This is a genomic window from Limnohabitans sp. 2KL-3, from assembly GCF_001269405.1.
Lineage (GTDB): Bacteria > Pseudomonadota > Gammaproteobacteria > Burkholderiales > Burkholderiaceae_C > Limnohabitans_A.
The window spans coordinates 23,305-37,725 of sequence record NZ_CXON01000019.1 but is presented as its reverse complement, the minus strand read 5'-3'; the positions used below and the strand labels follow the sequence as shown (position 1 = coordinate 37,725).

The 14,421-nt window shown below is 60.1% G+C and carries 13 protein-coding genes; 10 read left to right on the top strand and 3 right to left on the bottom strand.

What is annotated here, in order from left to right; genetic code table 11:
- Nucleotides 1–183 precede the first annotated feature (183 nt).
- Nucleotides 184–1,113, top strand: a complete 930-nt coding sequence (locus AMM41_RS17835) for an ATP-binding cassette domain-containing protein (RefSeq protein WP_089962612.1) — start codon at nucleotides 184–186, stop codon at nucleotides 1,111–1,113.
- 2 nt (nucleotides 1,114–1,115) lie between these two features.
- Nucleotides 1,116–1,922, top strand: coding sequence for an ABC transporter permease (locus AMM41_RS17830; RefSeq protein ID WP_089962500.1), 807 nt, complete (start codon nucleotides 1,116–1,118; stop codon nucleotides 1,920–1,922).
- Between the two features lie 19 nt (nucleotides 1,923–1,941).
- Here AMM41_RS17830 and AMM41_RS17825 read toward each other — a convergent pair whose 3' ends face one another.
- Nucleotides 1,942–2,850: a LysR family transcriptional regulator gene (locus AMM41_RS17825; RefSeq protein ID WP_089962497.1), complete on the bottom strand. Its 909-nt coding sequence runs from the start codon at nucleotides 2,848–2,850 to the stop codon at nucleotides 1,942–1,944.
- 155 nt (nucleotides 2,851–3,005) lie between these two features.
- Here AMM41_RS17825 and AMM41_RS17820 point away from each other — a divergent pair, with 155 nt between their 5' ends.
- Together AMM41_RS17820 and AMM41_RS17815 are read left to right on the top strand one after the other, a co-directional pair.
- A complete protein-coding gene (locus AMM41_RS17820; RefSeq protein WP_089962494.1) occupies nucleotides 3,006–3,953 on the top strand; it encodes a DMT family transporter in 948 nt (315 codons plus the stop codon).
- A 367-nt stretch (nucleotides 3,954–4,320) separates the two neighbouring features.
- Nucleotides 4,321–4,956 (top strand): tetratricopeptide repeat protein, encoded by a 636-nt coding sequence (locus tag AMM41_RS17815; RefSeq protein ID WP_158273313.1) that lies wholly within the window; start codon nucleotides 4,321–4,323, stop codon nucleotides 4,954–4,956.
- Between the two features lie 149 nt (nucleotides 4,957–5,105).
- On the opposite strand, the gene AMM41_RS17810 is transcribed toward AMM41_RS17815, so the two are convergent.
- Complete coding sequence (locus tag AMM41_RS17810; protein WP_089962486.1) at nucleotides 5,106–5,909, bottom strand: M48 family metallopeptidase; 804 nt, start codon at nucleotides 5,907–5,909, stop codon at nucleotides 5,106–5,108.
- 167 nt (nucleotides 5,910–6,076) lie between these two features.
- On the opposite strand from AMM41_RS17810, the gene AMM41_RS17805 reads away from it, so the two are divergent.
- The 5 genes from AMM41_RS17805 to AMM41_RS17785 all read left to right on the top strand — a co-directional run bounded on the left by AMM41_RS17805 (nucleotide 6,077) and on the right by AMM41_RS17785 (nucleotide 11,288).
- On the top strand, nucleotides 6,077–6,925 hold the full coding sequence (locus AMM41_RS17805; RefSeq protein WP_089962483.1) for a 3-hydroxybutyryl-CoA dehydrogenase: 849 nt from the start codon (nucleotides 6,077–6,079) through the stop codon (nucleotides 6,923–6,925).
- A gap of 139 nt (nucleotides 6,926–7,064) precedes the next feature.
- On the top strand, nucleotides 7,065–7,871 hold the full coding sequence (locus AMM41_RS17800) for a crotonase/enoyl-CoA hydratase family protein (protein ID WP_089962480.1): 807 nt from the start codon (nucleotides 7,065–7,067) through the stop codon (nucleotides 7,869–7,871).
- 165 nt (nucleotides 7,872–8,036) lie between these two features.
- Nucleotides 8,037–8,804 carry a metallophosphoesterase family protein gene (locus AMM41_RS17795; protein WP_089962476.1) on the top strand — a complete coding sequence of 256 codons (768 nt, stop codon included), beginning with the start codon at nucleotides 8,037–8,039 and terminating at the stop codon, nucleotides 8,802–8,804.
- A complete protein-coding gene (locus tag AMM41_RS17790) occupies nucleotides 8,801–10,240 on the top strand; it encodes a serine/threonine protein kinase (RefSeq protein WP_089962472.1) in 1,440 nt (479 codons plus the stop codon). Before AMM41_RS17795 ends, AMM41_RS17790 begins: the two co-directional genes overlap by 4 nt.
- Before the next feature lie 28 nt (nucleotides 10,241–10,268).
- Entirely contained in the window at nucleotides 10,269–11,288 is a 1,020-nt protein-coding gene (locus AMM41_RS17785; protein WP_089962468.1) for a serine/threonine protein kinase, read from the top strand.
- 122 nt (nucleotides 11,289–11,410) lie between these two features.
- On the opposite strand, the gene AMM41_RS17780 is transcribed toward AMM41_RS17785, so the two are convergent.
- Nucleotides 11,411–12,649 (bottom strand): metal-dependent hydrolase family protein, encoded by a 1,239-nt coding sequence (locus AMM41_RS17780; RefSeq protein ID WP_089962465.1) that lies wholly within the window; start codon nucleotides 12,647–12,649, stop codon nucleotides 11,411–11,413.
- 169 nt (nucleotides 12,650–12,818) lie between these two features.
- Between AMM41_RS17780 and AMM41_RS17775 the strand changes: the two genes are divergently transcribed.
- The gene (locus AMM41_RS17775; RefSeq protein WP_089962607.1) at nucleotides 12,819–14,414 is read left to right on the top strand and encodes an ABC transporter substrate-binding protein; all 1,596 of its coding nucleotides are present in this window, start codon (nucleotides 12,819–12,821) and stop codon (nucleotides 14,412–14,414) included.
- Nucleotides 14,415–14,421: the final 7 nt, after the last annotated feature.

Genomic DNA, 14,421 nt, shown 5'->3' with positions numbered 1-14,421 from the left:
ATTTTATCGGGCAGCCCAGCTGGCTTTGCCGCAGGTCCATGTCGGGGCTAAAGCCGCCGACCTACAGATATCCCCGTAGGTCGGTACCTTCAGGTCCGACGATGTCCACTGTGGCGCAGGTCCATGTCGGGGCTGAAGCCGCCGACCTGCAAATACCGCCCGGGGGCAGGGCACAATCCAGGCATGAACACCCCTTTGCTTTCGGTCGAACACCTGGTCAAACGCTATGGCGACACCACGGTGGTCAACGACCTGTCTTTTCACATCGAGCCCGGTGAATGCCTGGGCGTGATCGGCCCCAACGGCGCGGGCAAAACCACCACGCTGCGCATGTGCCTGGGCCTGTCGCAGCCTGATGGCGGTGAAATCCGTTATTTCGACGGTTTGCAAATGCCCCAAGACGCCTTGGCCATCAAAGCCCGCTTGGGCGTGGTGGCGCAAATGGACACGCTGGACCCGGACTTCACGGCGGAAGAAAACCTCTTGGTCTTTGGCCGCTACTTTGGCCTGCCCGACGCCGTGATCCGCGAGCGCATTCCCCAGCTGCTCGAATTCGGCGCCCTGAGCCACAAAGCCAAGGCCAAACCGGGCGAGTTGTCGGGCGGCATGAAGCGGCGCTTGAGTCTGGCCCGCGCCCTCATCAACCACCCGCAGCTTTTGATGCTGGACGAGCCCACCACGGGCCTGGACCCGCAAGCGCGGCACCTCATGTGGGAGCGCCTGCAGGTGCTGTTGCAAGAAGGCAAGTCCATTTTGCTGACCACCCATTTCATGGACGAAGCCGAGCGCCTGTGCAGTCGCCTGTTGGTGCTGGACCAAGGCCGCAAAATCGCCGAAGGCAAACCCCGCGATTTGATTGCCGAGCACTTGGAGCCCGAAGTGGTCGAGGTGTTTGGCCAAGGCGCGGTGGCACTGGCGCAAGAAGTTGGCCTGAAAGCGCTGGCTGGGCGGGTGGAGGTCAGCGGTGAAACGGTGTTCTTCTACACCCAAGACAGCCGAGCGCTGATGCACGCGCTGGAGGCCTGGCCCACGCTGCGCACGCTGCACCGACCTTCCAACTTGGAAGACTTGTTTTTGAAGTTGACCGGACGCCAGATCCGAGAGGAAGGCTGATCATGAGTCAAATTCAAAACAACATCTGGGCCCCGCCCCGCCTGTCGATGCGCTGGTGGCCCGTGTTTCAGCGCAACTGGTTGGTCTGGAAAAAACTCGCCATCCCCAGCCTGGTGGGCAACATCGCCGAGCCGCTCATGTGGCTGGTGGCCTTTGGTTACGGCCTGGGTTCGCTGGTCGGGCAGATCGAGTTGGGCGGCGAAAAGGTGCCGTACATCCTCTTCCTGGCCAGCGGCAGCATCTGCATGAGCGCTATGAACGCGGCCACCTTTGAGGCGCTGTACTCGGCGTTCTCGCGCATGCATGTGCAAAAAACCTGGGACGGCATCATGAACGCCCCAGTGCGGCTGGACGACGTGGTGCTGGCCGAAATGCTGTGGGCCGCCTTCAAGGCGCTGTTCACTGTCACGGCCATTTTGGGTGTGATGATGGCCCTGGGCATCAGCCACAGCTGGAAGCTGCTGGTGGCCTGGCCCGTGCTGCTGGGCGTGGGCATCACCTTCAGCTGCATGGCGCTGATCTTCAACGCGCTGGCCAAAGGCTACGACTTCTTCACCTACTACTTCACCCTGTTTCTCACGCCCATGATGTTCCTCTCGGGCATCTTTTTTCCGCGAGAGCAACTGCCCAGCTTCGTTCGCGTGATCGCCGACTGGCTGCCGCTGTCGGTGGCGGTGGATTTGGTGCGCCCCTTGTTTTTGGACCGCTGGCCAGAGCATCCGCTGCGCAACGTGTTGGTGTTGGCGGCGTTTGCAGTGGTGTCGTTCTGGATTGCGCTGGCGCTGACCCGCAAGCGGTTCAGGAGTTGAGAATCGAGTGTCGCATCTCTCAGTGAGCAGCCAGGTGGCGTGCAAACGCTTGTACCTTGGCTGACTGGCGTCTCTGTGGGGGGCTGATCAGGTGAACAGGCAAGGGCGGCGCTGGCCAGTCGGGCAACAGCACTTGCAACTCTCCGTTCTCCAGCTCTTTTTCGAACAGCCAGGTGGGCGAATAGCCAATTCCCATGCCTGACAGCACCGATGTGCGAATCACTTCACTGCTGTTGGTTTGCAGATTGCCTTGTGCGCGGACAGTGACCTGTGTGCCCTCGGGTTCGGATGCGCCTGGGCCTGCACTGAATGTCCAGGCATTCTGGGTAGCGAGTTCCGAATAGACGATGCAATTGTGCTGCAGCAAGTCTTGCGGAACCTTTGGCGCTTTCAGGCCTTGGGGCAATGTGTTCAGGTAGTCGTGGCTGGCGAGCAGCATGCGTTGGGTGGTGCCGATGCGCTTGGCCACCAAGGAGCTGTCGGCCAGTTCTCCGATCCGCACCGCCACATCGATGCCTTCTTCGACCAGGTCAATGAAACCATCGTTGAGCCGCAGGTCCATTTTGACCTTGGGGTGTGCAGCGAGAAAACTTTTCACCAGGGGCATCAGTTTGAGTCGGCCGTAGCCCACCGAAGCGGCCACGCGCAGCCAGCCACTCAACTGCTGTTCGCCTTGTAACAACGCGGCCTCCGCTTCGGCGATTTCGGCCACCAGACGCCGCGCCTGCGCAAAATATCGCTCACCCGCCTCGGTCAGTGCCAACGAACGGGTGGTGCGGCTGAGCAGTTGGGCACCCAGCCCACGTTCAAGCGCTGCGACTTGTTTGCTCACGCCGCTTTGCGTGCTGCGTGTTTCGCGTGCCACGGCCGAAAAACTACCGCTTTCCACCACGCGCACAAAGGTCTGCATGGCTGCCAATTTGTCCATGGTTTTTCCTTATTCATTCTCAATTGGAATAAATATTAGTCCAGCATGCCATCTATTTCTTTTGAATGGATTGAATCACACTGCATGTTTTTGTTTCACAGCCCAACTTGCCACAGGATTGAGCACTGAGGCGGGCACATGAACAAGGCTTCCCGATGAACACCCGCACCGTGTCACGCCCGCAGACCCGTCAGACCGATCCCAGCCAATTGGCCCGAGGCATTGCCGTGGGTCTGCTCGCTGCCAGCATCGGTGCGCTCTATACGGTGTTTGCCCGCTGGGGCATTGCCAAAGGTTTGTCGTCCCCAGACCTCACAGTGCTGCGCTTTGGTGTGGCGGGTATCTTGATGCTGCCCGTGCTGGTTTTGGCGTGTTGGCGCGACATGGCGCAATTCACCACGCGTTGGCGGGTGTGGTTGTTGGTGGCGCTGCTGGCGGGCACACCTTTTGGTCTCTTGATGTTTGGCGCCTTGCAATTTGCGCCTTCTAGTCATGCGGCGGTCTTCCCGTTCACCGCCATGAGCGTGATGGGCATGGTGCTGGGTGCTGTGGTGTTGGGGGACCGCATGACGTCGCGTCGTGTGGTGGGCATTGCCGTGGTTTTGACGGGCCTGGTGTTGGTGTCCGGGGTGGATGCGTCCAGCCTGACCCCGCGTGCCGCGATCGGCGATGCCATGTTCCTGCTTGCCGGGACGCTGTGGGCGGGTTTTGGCATCGTGCTGCGCAAGCACAGGCTGGATCCGCTGCTGGCCACAGCGGTGATCTCGATCAGCGCTTTGCTCACCTATGTCCCCGCTTATGCGTGGTTCACAAGGGGGGCAGGTTTGGTCATGGCCGCGCCCTTTGTGTTGTGGGTAGAGGTGCTGGTGCAAGGCGTCATTGCAGGTGCGGGCACGCTGTACACCTATTCCAAAATGGTGTCGCTGCTTGGGCCTTCGCGTGCGGCGGTTTTTCCGGCACTGGCGCCTGGCTTGGCCGCCTTGATGGCCTGGCCTGTCTTGGGCCACGTGCCAGCGGTTGCGGAGGCCATCGGATTGCTCTTAGTCATGACCGGACTGATTGTTGCCGTCACAACTTCCGCCATTTCCACTCCAAAAGCCTGAGGGTTTGGCTCAGTCCAAGGTGCACTGTACTGAACGGATTCATTGAATGCCATTTGTCAACATGGCCGTTGGCGCAAGCACTTGCGCGCCATCGAGCACACCGTAAAAACGCGATGCCATGCCCACACCTGTACCCATAAAGTACACTTTTGGGCCAGGGTCCCGATCAGTTGCCGGTAGTCGTAGTCGTAGCCAGTGGCAGCTGGTCCAATGCCAACGATCAAGCCAATGTGCATGGATGAACTCCTGAGTCAACGATGACTTTTAGTGGACCAAGTCAGTCTGGATGCCATCGCCTGGATGTATCAGTCGGGTTTTGCGGTATATATCGTTGATCACGACAAACTTTTTTGGTTCTTTTTTGAGCATGAAACAAAAATTCCTCATCGCCCTCGCCTGCGTGTCCTTGGGTGCATCTGCCCAGGTGAGCGTCAAAGTCAGAGAGGTCACCGCAAATGACGTGCAGAAGCTGTTCAAGATCAAGGCCTATGGTCCGGCGCGAGAAGTCGCCATTCAGTGCGCAACAGATCACGCAGATGTCAACTGCCAACTTCATGCTGCGGAGTTTTTACTCGCCGGCATTGGAGGTCCTGTCGATGCGCCGCGTGCAGCTGATTTTTTGAAAGCCAGTGCAGAACAAGGCAACCCAGCGGCACAAGCACTTCTTGGTAATCTCTATTTTCACGGAACAGGTGTGACTCAAGACCGGGTAGAGACAATCAAATGGTGGGAAAAGTCAGCGTCCAACTGCAATACGTGGGCCCAGAACGCCGTTGCAAGAACACTCTTTGAGGGTGAACATGTGCCCAAAGATCTTGTGTCTTCCTTCCATTGGGTTTCTGTGGCCGCTCACTTCAAGTTCCCCGGATCACACGATGGCGTTGAGGCGATTCGGCCATTGCTTGCCAAAGATCAATTGGCACAAGCTGAGCAAAGAACCGCCGACTTTATGAAGAAAAGCGGATGCGGAACCTCCAAACCTGTGGTTCGACACGAACCTTGAACGCCACGCTTGGGGTGCCCAGCAAGCCAGGTGACCCACACGTCAAGCTATTCAATCCGTCCGCGCATCGAAATGATGCTTTCTTTTCCGATGGCATGGATCAGAGGTGCGGGGTTGACTCGCAGGGTCAAGCAGATCGGGCGAGGTGATTACTTGGGGTTCGCATCAGCGGATGTTTCCGGCGTGCTCCCGATCACCACCACCGCATCGCTGACCAGCCCCTTGGCTTGGGGGTTTTTTTCAATGTCGGTTTTCATGTTGTCAATGCGCTCCACGCTGCTGGGGTGCGTTTTGAACAGGCTGGCCGTTTGACTGTCGCCCAGACTGAGCAATTTGGTGTGTGCCCGAATGGCACCAACGGGGTTGTAACCCGCGTTGACCATCCACTGCAGGCCTTCTCGGTCGGCTTCGCGCTCTTGGTCTCTTGAAAAGGAACGCGAGATCACTTTGGCCCCCAGTTGGCCAACGTCCTGCCCCAAGCTGCCAATGCCGAATTTGTAGCTCAACAATCCACCCACAGCGGCGCCCAAAACGCCCAATGCTTTGTTGCTTGTTTGGGTGTTTTCAATGTGGTTTTTGCCGTGGTGTGCAAACTCATGGGACATCACCGCCGCAATGGCGTCCCGGTCGTTTTCCATCAACGAAATCAGACCTTGGTTGAAAACAATCAGTTTTTCATCGTCTTTGCCAAGGGTGGCGTAGGCATTGACCTCATCGCTGTCGGACAACATCAGCCGGGTTTTCAGGCCACTGACTTTGCCCAGTTGCACATGGATGGCATTCAGGTCGCTTAAAAAACTTTGAAGGCTGGGGGACTTGACCGCGCCCATGGCCTTGTTCACATCGATGAACCGTTCGGCATAGGCAGGGGTGCAAAGCCAGGCCAGAGAAATGGCCACCATGGCGTGGCCGAGGGTGGGTTTGAAAGAGCGAGTCAAAGAAGGCTGTTGCATGGTGAAGTCAAAATAAATGAATTATAAATAATTACAAAAAATGAACATTCAAGATATTCCCAAAGCAGCGTGTTTGACGTGCGGGTGATGGGTCGCTGGCATGGGGCCTGACTGTCCCCGTTAAGATCAAAGGTTTTGAGCACCCCGCACTTTCAAGGAATGAAAACATGAGCATCCAGACCGTAGGCATCATTGGCGCAGGCACCATGGGCAATGGCATCGCACAGGCGTGTGCGGTGTCGGGCATTCAGGTGGTGATGGTCGACATCTCTGACGCGGCTGTGGCCAAAGGCGTGGCCACCGTGGCCAGCAGCTTGGACCGTCTGGTCAAGAAAGAAAAAATCAGTGAGGCCGACAAAGCCGCCGCGCTGGCCCGCATCCAAGGCTCCAGCAACTACGACGACCTCAAGGGTGCCCAGTTGGTCATTGAAGCCGCCACTGAAAACCACGAACTCAAGGTCAAGATCTTGAAGCAGCTCGACAGTCTGTTGGCCCCCAACGTGATCATCGCGTCCAACACCTCGTCGATTTCGATCACGCAACTGGCTGCGGCCACTCAGCGTGCGGACCGTTTCATCGGCATGCACTTCTTCAACCCCGTGCCGATGATGGCCTTGGTGGAAATCATCCGTGGCTTGCAGACCAGCGACGCCACGCACGACGCGGTGCACGACATGGCCTTGGCCCTGGGCAAGACACCCATCACTGTGAAAAACGCGCCCGGCTTTGTGGTCAACCGCATTTTGGTGCCCATGATCAATGAGGCTTTCTTTGTGCTGGGCGAAGGCCTGGCCGAGGCCGAAGCGATTGACGCGGGCATGAAGCTCGGCTGCAACCAGCCCATTGGCCCGCTGGCGCTGGCCGACATGATTGGCCTCGATGTGTGCCTGGCCGTGATGGAGGTCTACCTCAAAGAGTTCGGTGACAGCAAATACCGCCCCAGCCCACTGCTGAAGGAAATGGTGGCCGCAGGCCGCTTGGGCCGCAAGACCGGCCAAGGCGTTTACAAGTACTGAACTCGCTGGGTTGTGGGAGCGGCGCCCCCGCCGCGATGGGGCGTTCGCAGACCACGAGCCATCGCCCCGAGGGCGGGGCTCCTGCAAAGATGTCACTTCGGTGAATCTCGGGTTTTGGCCCTGGGCCTAACATGCGCCCATGAACACCACCCCCCACCCCGAAGGCCAGATCGACTGCACCGTGCACGGCGCAGTCCTGCAAATTTGCATCAACCGTCCTGCCAAACGCAACGGCTTCACACCCAAGATGTTCCGCGAGTTGGGCGAGGCCTACACCCGGCTCGACGACGACCCCGCCCTGCGTGTGGGCGTGCTGTGCGCGGCGGGGGACCATTTCACTGCCGGGCTGGATTTGCCCACCATCGCGCCGCTGATGCAGCGTGGCGAAAAGGCGGTGCCCTTGGGCCTGGTGGACCCGCTCAACCTGGGCATGGACGGCTACCGGCGACGCACCAAACCCATGGTGGCGGCGGTGCAGGGCATCACTTACACACTGGGCATCGAGCTGATGCTGGCGGCCGACATCGTGGTCGCGGCCGATGACTGCCGGTTTTCGCAGCTCGAGGTGCAGCGCGGCATCATGGCCACGGGCGGTGCCACGCTGCGCATGGCCGAGCGGGCGGGCATGGGCAATGCGCTTTTGCATTTGCTCACGGCCGATGTGTTTGACAGCGCTGAAGCCTTGCGCCTGAACTTTGTGCAAAAGGTGGTGCCTGTGGCGGGCCTGCTGGCCGAGGCCATGCGCATCGCCGGACAGATCGCGGCGCAAGCGCCGCTGGCGGTGGTGGCCACACGGCAAAACGTGCTCAAGGGCATTGAGCACGGTCCTCTGGTGGCCATGCACGACTTCATGTCGGTGCAGCAGCGCCTGTCGGCCAGCCAGGATGCCGCAGAAGGTGTTCGCTCGTTTGTGGAAAAACGCGAGTCACGATTTACCGGTTCCTGATGGGCGAGCATCGCCAGGGGGGTGACCGACAGTGCGGACAGCGCCGACCGAGATGGGCAATGGCTTTGTCTTGATGTCGGTCAAGAAGGTCAAGGCTTGCAGGGTGCAAGATTCGTTTCAGGCCCATCTGTGATGATGAGGACCCGAAATCTGTGAGGAGACCCCATGAGGCTGGCCATGTTGTCAGACTTGCACGCCAATCGCCAGGCGCTCAGTGCTTGCTTGAGTCATGCCCAGTCGCAAAGGGTGGATCGCTTTGCGTTTTTAGGGGATTTGGTCGGCTACGGTGCCGACCCAGCCTGGGTGTTAGAGCAGGTCATGGTCTTGCATGCGGAAGGGGCATGGGTGCTGCAGGGCAACCATGACGCCATGGCCGCAGCGCCCCCTGTGAGTGATGCTTCCATGGGTGCCAGCAGTGCCATGTGGACCCATGATCGCTTGAGCGTTTTGCAGCGTGACTTTCTCGCTGGACTGCCTTTGACCGCACGTCTTGATCATTTGTTGCTGGTGCACGCCAGTGCGCATCAACCCGAGGTTTGGCGCTACGTGGACAGTGAACGAGCCGCCAAAGCTTGTTTGGATGCCGCCGAGGGGCAAGCCGGTGATCACGGTCAACAGGCTTTGCATGTGCTGGTGGGCCATGTGCACCACCAGACTTTGTATTACCAGGGCGCTGGGCGCGGCCTGATGCCTTTCAAGCCCGTACCTGGCGTGGGCATACCGCTGCCACGTTCGCGTGCGTGTGTGGCCACGGTGGGCTCGGTCGGGCAGCCGCGCGATGGCGACCCCCGGGCCATGTACGCCATTTATGACCTGCAGATGAATCGCTTGACGTTTCACCGCGTGCCCTACGACCATGCCGCCGCTGCGCAGGCCATTCGGCAGGCCGGTTTGCCTGAATATTTTGCCCATCGACTGGAGACTGGACGTTGAAACTGCTGCAACCCGGTGAGGTCATCGACGGCTTCGAGATCGAAGAATGTGTGCACGCCGGTGGCATGGCGCACATCTACACCGTGCGTTACGCGCCTGCTGAAGATGGCAGCCGACGCGAATCTGAATTTCCCATGGCGATGAAAATCCCGCGCATGACCGCAGGCGACGGGGCCGAGAACATCATCAGTTTCGAGATCGAGCACCAAATCATGCCCACGCTCACGGGGCCGCATGTGCCGCGCTTTGTGGCGGCGGGTGATTTGTCACGCATCCCCTATTTGGTCATGGAATACGTGCAGGGGCAAACCTTGCAGCATTGGCTGGACCGGGGTGGGCCGCTCTCGCCTGAAGAGGTCGCCCGTTTGGGGTCGGCCATGGCCAAGGCCGCGCACAGCCTGCACCGCCAGAATGTGTGCCACCTTGACCTGAAACCTGCGAATGTGCTGATCCGGCCCGATGGCTCGGCCCTGCTGCTCGACTTTGGCTTGTCGTGCCATGCACATTACCCGGATTTGCTGGCCGAAGAGTTGCGCAAGGCCGTGGGCTCGCCGATCTGGATTGCGCCAGAACAGGTGGTGGGCGTGCGGGGCGATCCGCGCAGCGATGTGTTTGCCATTGGCGTGATGCTGTACCAGCTGGCCACGGGTGAGGCCCCCTTTGGTGAACCCGCCACCGCAGGCGGCATCCGCCAGCGCTTGTGGATGGACCCGGTTCCGCCGCGAAAACGCCGCCCTGAAATGCCCGAGTGGCTGCAAGAGGTCATCTTGCGCTGCCTGGCCCCCGTGGCGGCAGAGCGCTACCCCTCGGCCGCGCACTTGGCGTTTGACCTGACGCACACCCAAGACATCCGCATAACCCAACGTGGCAGGCAGACCCAAGGCACGGGCTTTTGGGTGCACTTCAAACGCTGGCTGCGTGCGGCGGGCATGCAGTACCAGCCCAGCCCCTTGCCCTCGCAGCAGATCCAGCAGGTGCCCATTGTCATGGTGGCCGTGCCCTACAAAGATGCCAGTGATGCCACGCTTTACTCATTGCGCGAGGCCGTGTCGCGTTCCTTGGGTCTGCGGCCAGGGGCTCGGCTAGCGTGCGTGACCGTGATTGGTTCGGGCGAAACCAGCACGACCGAGTCGCACAAAAATGAAACCAGCGTGCACCGTTGGCACCTCACGCGTTTGCAGCAGTGGGCCCAGCCGCTGGACCTGCGCGACCACCAGACCTCGTTCCATGTGCTGGAGTCGGACGATGTGGCCGATGCACTGGTTAAGTACGCTGAAGGCAATCACGTCAGCATGGTCATCATGGGTGCGGCCACGCACGGACTGCAAATGCAGCGCTTTGTGGCCACGGTGCCGATCAAGGTGGCCATGGAGGCACCCTGCACGGTGATCTTGGTCAAGCAAAGTTTGCCTTTCGAGCAACTGGTCAGCGTTTGAGGTCTGGGGCGTGCGCCACAATCGCTGCATGACCGATGCCCACGCCTTGCACCCCTACGCCGAACTCACCCCCGACCGGGTGATGGACGCCCTGACCGATCTGGGCCTGTGGCCTGACGGCCGTTTGCTGGCGCTCAGCTCTTACGAAAACCGCGTGTACCGTGCGCACCTGGACGAACCCGTTCAGGGCAGCGCGGCCGTGGTCCTCAAGTTTTACCGGCCCGGCCGCTGGAGCCGGGCACAGATTCAGGAAGAACACGACTTTGCGGCCGAGTTGCTGGCGGCCGAAGTGCCTGTGGTGCCACCTCTGGTGCTGAACGGCCAGACCCTGCACCAAAGCGCCGGATTTGATTTTTCAGTTAGCCCTTTGCGCGGCGGTCGCACGCCGGAGCTGGACGATTTTGAAGTGCTCGAATGGATCGGCCGTTTTCTGGCCCGCATCCACACCGTGGGCGCGGCCAAGCCCTTTGTGCACCGCCCCACACTCGATGTGCAGACCTTTGCGCTGGAGCCCGCCGAGTGGCTGCAAACGCACCAAATGATCCCGCTGGAAGTTGAGCGCGAATGGCGCGAGGCCTTTGCTGCGGCGCTGGCGCTGGTGCAAGAAAAAATGGCAGAAGGTGCCTCAGAACGACGCTTGATTCGCCTGCACGGCGACTGCCACCCGGGCAATATTTTGTGGACACCCACCGAGCTGCCCGGCGGGGGCCCGCACTTTGTGGACCTGGACGACGCCCGCATGGGCCCGGCCGTGCAAGACCTGTGGATGCTGCTGTCGGGCGACCGGGCGCAGCGCACGCAGCAACTGTCGGCTTTGCTCGATGGTTATGAGCAAGTGCGCGATTTTGACCGAGCCGAGTTGCGCTTGATCGAGCCGCTGCGCACCTTGCGTTTGATCCACTACAGCGCATGGTTGGCACGGCGTTGGGAAGACCCGATTTTTCCGGTCAACTTTCCCTGGTTCGGCACGCCCGACTACTGGCGCGGCCAGGTGCTGATGCTGCAAGAGCAAGTCGAGCAGATGCAGGAAGCGCCGCTGGTGGTGTGAGCGCACCACAGCGCGCCACGGTGATTTGCAGGTCGGCGGCTTTAGCCCCGACGTTGACGGTGATTCAGACCAGTGTCGGGGCTAAAGCCGCCGACCTACGGGGGTGCAGCAGGTTTGCAGGCTCAAGCGTGCAGGCCTTGTTTGTAAAACTTGCCGTCCTTCATGATCGACAGGATGTTCTCGCCCTGACCCAACAGGCATGAGATGTCGGCCAATGGGTTGCCTTGCACCAGCAGCAAGTCGGCCTTGGCACCGGGTTTGATCACGCCCAATTGGCCCGGCATGTTGAGCAGTTCGGCCGCGTTCACCGTGGCTTGTTGCAAGGTCGCGCCTGCGCCCAAAATGCCGGCGCGGATGCGCAGTTCTTCGGATTGGTGGCGGTGTGATTCGCCCAGCAAGTCGGTGCCCAGCGCCATCTTGACACCGGCCTTTGCCAAAATCTCCAGCGCCTTTTGGCCCTGGCTGCGCACGGTTTCGATTTTGGCCACCGACACGGGCGGCAGGCCCAGGCTGGCACCCTCGTTGGCCAAAGCCTCGTAGGTGATCAGGGTGGGTACCATGAATGCGCCACGCTCGGCCATGAAGGTGCAGGTGTCGGCGTCGATCAGGTTGCCGTGCTCGATGCTGCGCACGCCAAAGTCCACCGCACGGCGGATCGCCTTGGGCGTGTAGGCGTGGGCCATGACATAGGTGCCCGCGTGCTCGGCTTCGTCCACGATGGCGCAGATCTCGCCCTCGGAGTAGCCCAGGTAGTGGATCGGGTCGTTGGGCGAAGCCACGCCACCCGAGGCCATGATCTTGATCTGGTTGGCACCCTTCATGATCTCTTCGCGCACGGCCAAGCGCACGTTGTCCACCCCATCGACCACACGCGCCAGCGCCCCCACACGGGTGGAGCAGGCGCAGGTTTCGAGTTCGTCACTGCGCGGGCGGCCGTCGCCATGGCCGCCGGTTTGCGACAGGGCGCGGCCAGCGGCAAAAATGCGTGGCCCCTCGACCAGGTCGGTGCGGGTGGCTTCGGCCAGGTTCCAGTCGGCCCCCCCGGCGTCGCGCACGGTGGTGAAGCCGCGCATCAGCATGCCCTTCATGATGGGGATGGCCCGCAAGGTCGCAAACACATTGGGCTGCTGGCTGTTGTAGGTCAGGTTCAGGTGTGAGGCGATCACATGCACATGGCAGTCGATCAGGCCGGGCATCAGGGTCAGGCCCTGGGCCGAGAGGGTTTGTGCGCCTTCGGGCACGGGCAGTTTGGGGCCCACGGCCTGAATCAGTCCATCCAGGACCCACACATCGGTGTCGGGCAAAAATTTCAGTGTTTCAACATCCAGCACATTGGCCGATTGGATCAGGATCGAGGTCATACAGCGTTTCAAAAAATGCCAAAGCACGGTGCGTCGACATGAGGAAGCAAAGACGATCATCTCAGCCGTTCATGCCCTTGGACACCGCATAAACCCTAGGTTTTCTGCCTTGCGCCTGCCCAGCCTGCTGCCTAGAATGAAATGTCAAACAACCAAGACAGGAATCTGCATGTTGAAACCCATCCTTCGCACCACACGCTTGCTCGCGCTGGCCTGTGGTTTGTCCACGACGCTGGTCTTCGTGAGTGCCGTGCAGGCCAACGAACTCAGGTGGGCCGCTCAAAACGACATCCTGACGCTGGACCCGCACGCGCAAAACCACGCCACCACCAACAACATCGTGGGCCATGCCTACGAACCCCTGGTGCGCTACGACCGCAACTACAAGGTCGAGCCTTCTCTGGCCACCAGCTGGCAGGTGGTCAACCCCACCACGGTGCGTTTCAACCTGCGCAAGAATGTGAAATTCCAGGATGGCTCGGCCTTCACCGCCGACGACGTTCTGTTCTCTTTTGACCGCATCCGCCAGCCACAAGGCACCATGCAAATTTATGTGGCCGGTGTCAAAGGCATCACCAAGATCGACGACCACACCATTGACGTCGTGCTGGACAAACCCAACCCGACCTTGCTCAACAGCTTCACCACCTTCTTCATCATGAGCAAGGCCTGGGCGGTGAAGAACAAGTCCGAAAAAGTGCAGGACTACAAGGCCAAGGAAATCACCTTCGCCTCCACCAACGCCAACGGCACTGGCCCGTATGTCATCAAGGAGTGGGTGGCCGATCAGCGCCTGGTCATGACCGCCAACAAGTCCTGGTGGGACAAGTTGCCTGGCAACGTGACCGATGTGGTCTACACCCCCATCAAATCCGACCCCACCCGCATCGCTGCTTTGTTGGCGGGTAACGTGGACATCGTGACCGACTTGCCCACACAAGACGTGGCCCGCCTGCGCTCCACTCCGGCTTTGTCGGTGCTCGATGGCCCGGAAGTGCGCACCATTTTCATTGGCGTGGACCAAGGCTCCAACGAATTGAAATACGGCTCCAAAGGCCCCAACCCCTTCAAGGATGTGCGCGTGCGCAAAGCCTTGAACATGTCGATTGACCGGGTGGCCATCCAGCGCAGCATCATGCGCGGCCTGTCGGTGCCAGCGGCCATCATGGTGGCGCCTGGCGTCAATGGCCACACAGCCGAGTTGGACAAGGTCTCCCCGCCTGACCTGGACGGTGCCAAAAAACTGCTGGCCGATGCCGGTTACGCCAATGGCTTTGACTTCACCCTCGACTGCCCCAACAACCGCTACGTGAACGACGAAGAGGTGTGTCAGGCCGTGGTCAACATGTGGGCCAAAGTGGGCATCCGCGCCAAGCTCAATGCCACCAACTTCAGCAGCTTCATTGTCAAAGTCCAAAACTTTGACTCCAGCGCCTACCTGCTGGGCTGGGGTGTGGCCACTTACGACGCGCAGTACTCTCTGCAGTCCCTGGTCATGACCCGCACCACGGGCTCGGATGGCAACTTCAACTTCCTGAAGATCAGCAACGCCAAGGTGGACGCCCTGACCGAAGCCATGAAGACCGAAATGGACAAGACCAAGCGCGACAACATGCTCAAGGAAGCCTTGGCCATCACGCGCGACGAAGCCCTGTATGTGCCCCTGCACCACCAGATGCGCCCTTGGTCCATGAAGAAGAACGTGAGCATCGCGCACAATTCCAACGATGCGCCCAAGATGTACTACGCCACCGTCAGCAAGTGATCTTGTG

Excerpts from the sequence above, each read along its gene's own strand:
- AMM41_RS17775 (WP_089962607.1), top strand. The coding sequence starts at position 12,819 with ATGTTGAAACCCATCCTTCGCACCACACGCTTGCTCGCGCTGGCCTGT.
- AMM41_RS17800 (WP_089962480.1), top strand. The coding sequence starts at position 7,065 with ATGAACACCACCCCCCACCCCGAAGGCCAGATCGACTGCACCGTGCAC.
- AMM41_RS17835 (WP_089962612.1), top strand. The coding sequence starts at position 184 with ATGAACACCCCTTTGCTTTCGGTCGAACACCTGGTCAAACGCTATGGC.
- AMM41_RS17810 (WP_089962486.1), bottom strand. The coding sequence starts at position 5,909 with ATGCAACAGCCTTCTTTGACTCGCTCTTTCAAACCCACCCTCGGCCAC.
- AMM41_RS17795 (WP_089962476.1), top strand. The coding sequence starts at position 8,037 with ATGAGGCTGGCCATGTTGTCAGACTTGCACGCCAATCGCCAGGCGCTC.
- AMM41_RS17805 (WP_089962483.1), top strand. The coding sequence starts at position 6,077 with ATGAGCATCCAGACCGTAGGCATCATTGGCGCAGGCACCATGGGCAAT.
- AMM41_RS17780 (WP_089962465.1), bottom strand. The coding sequence starts at position 12,649 with ATGACCTCGATCCTGATCCAATCGGCCAATGTGCTGGATGTTGAAACA.
- AMM41_RS17785 (WP_089962468.1), top strand. The coding sequence starts at position 10,269 with ATGACCGATGCCCACGCCTTGCACCCCTACGCCGAACTCACCCCCGAC.
- AMM41_RS17830 (WP_089962500.1), top strand. The coding sequence starts at position 1,116 with ATGAGTCAAATTCAAAACAACATCTGGGCCCCGCCCCGCCTGTCGATG.
- AMM41_RS17825 (WP_089962497.1), bottom strand. The coding sequence starts at position 2,850 with ATGGACAAATTGGCAGCCATGCAGACCTTTGTGCGCGTGGTGGAAAGC.
- AMM41_RS17815 (WP_158273313.1), top strand. The coding sequence starts at position 4,321 with ATGAAACAAAAATTCCTCATCGCCCTCGCCTGCGTGTCCTTGGGTGCA.
- AMM41_RS17820 (WP_089962494.1), top strand. The coding sequence starts at position 3,006 with ATGAACACCCGCACCGTGTCACGCCCGCAGACCCGTCAGACCGATCCC.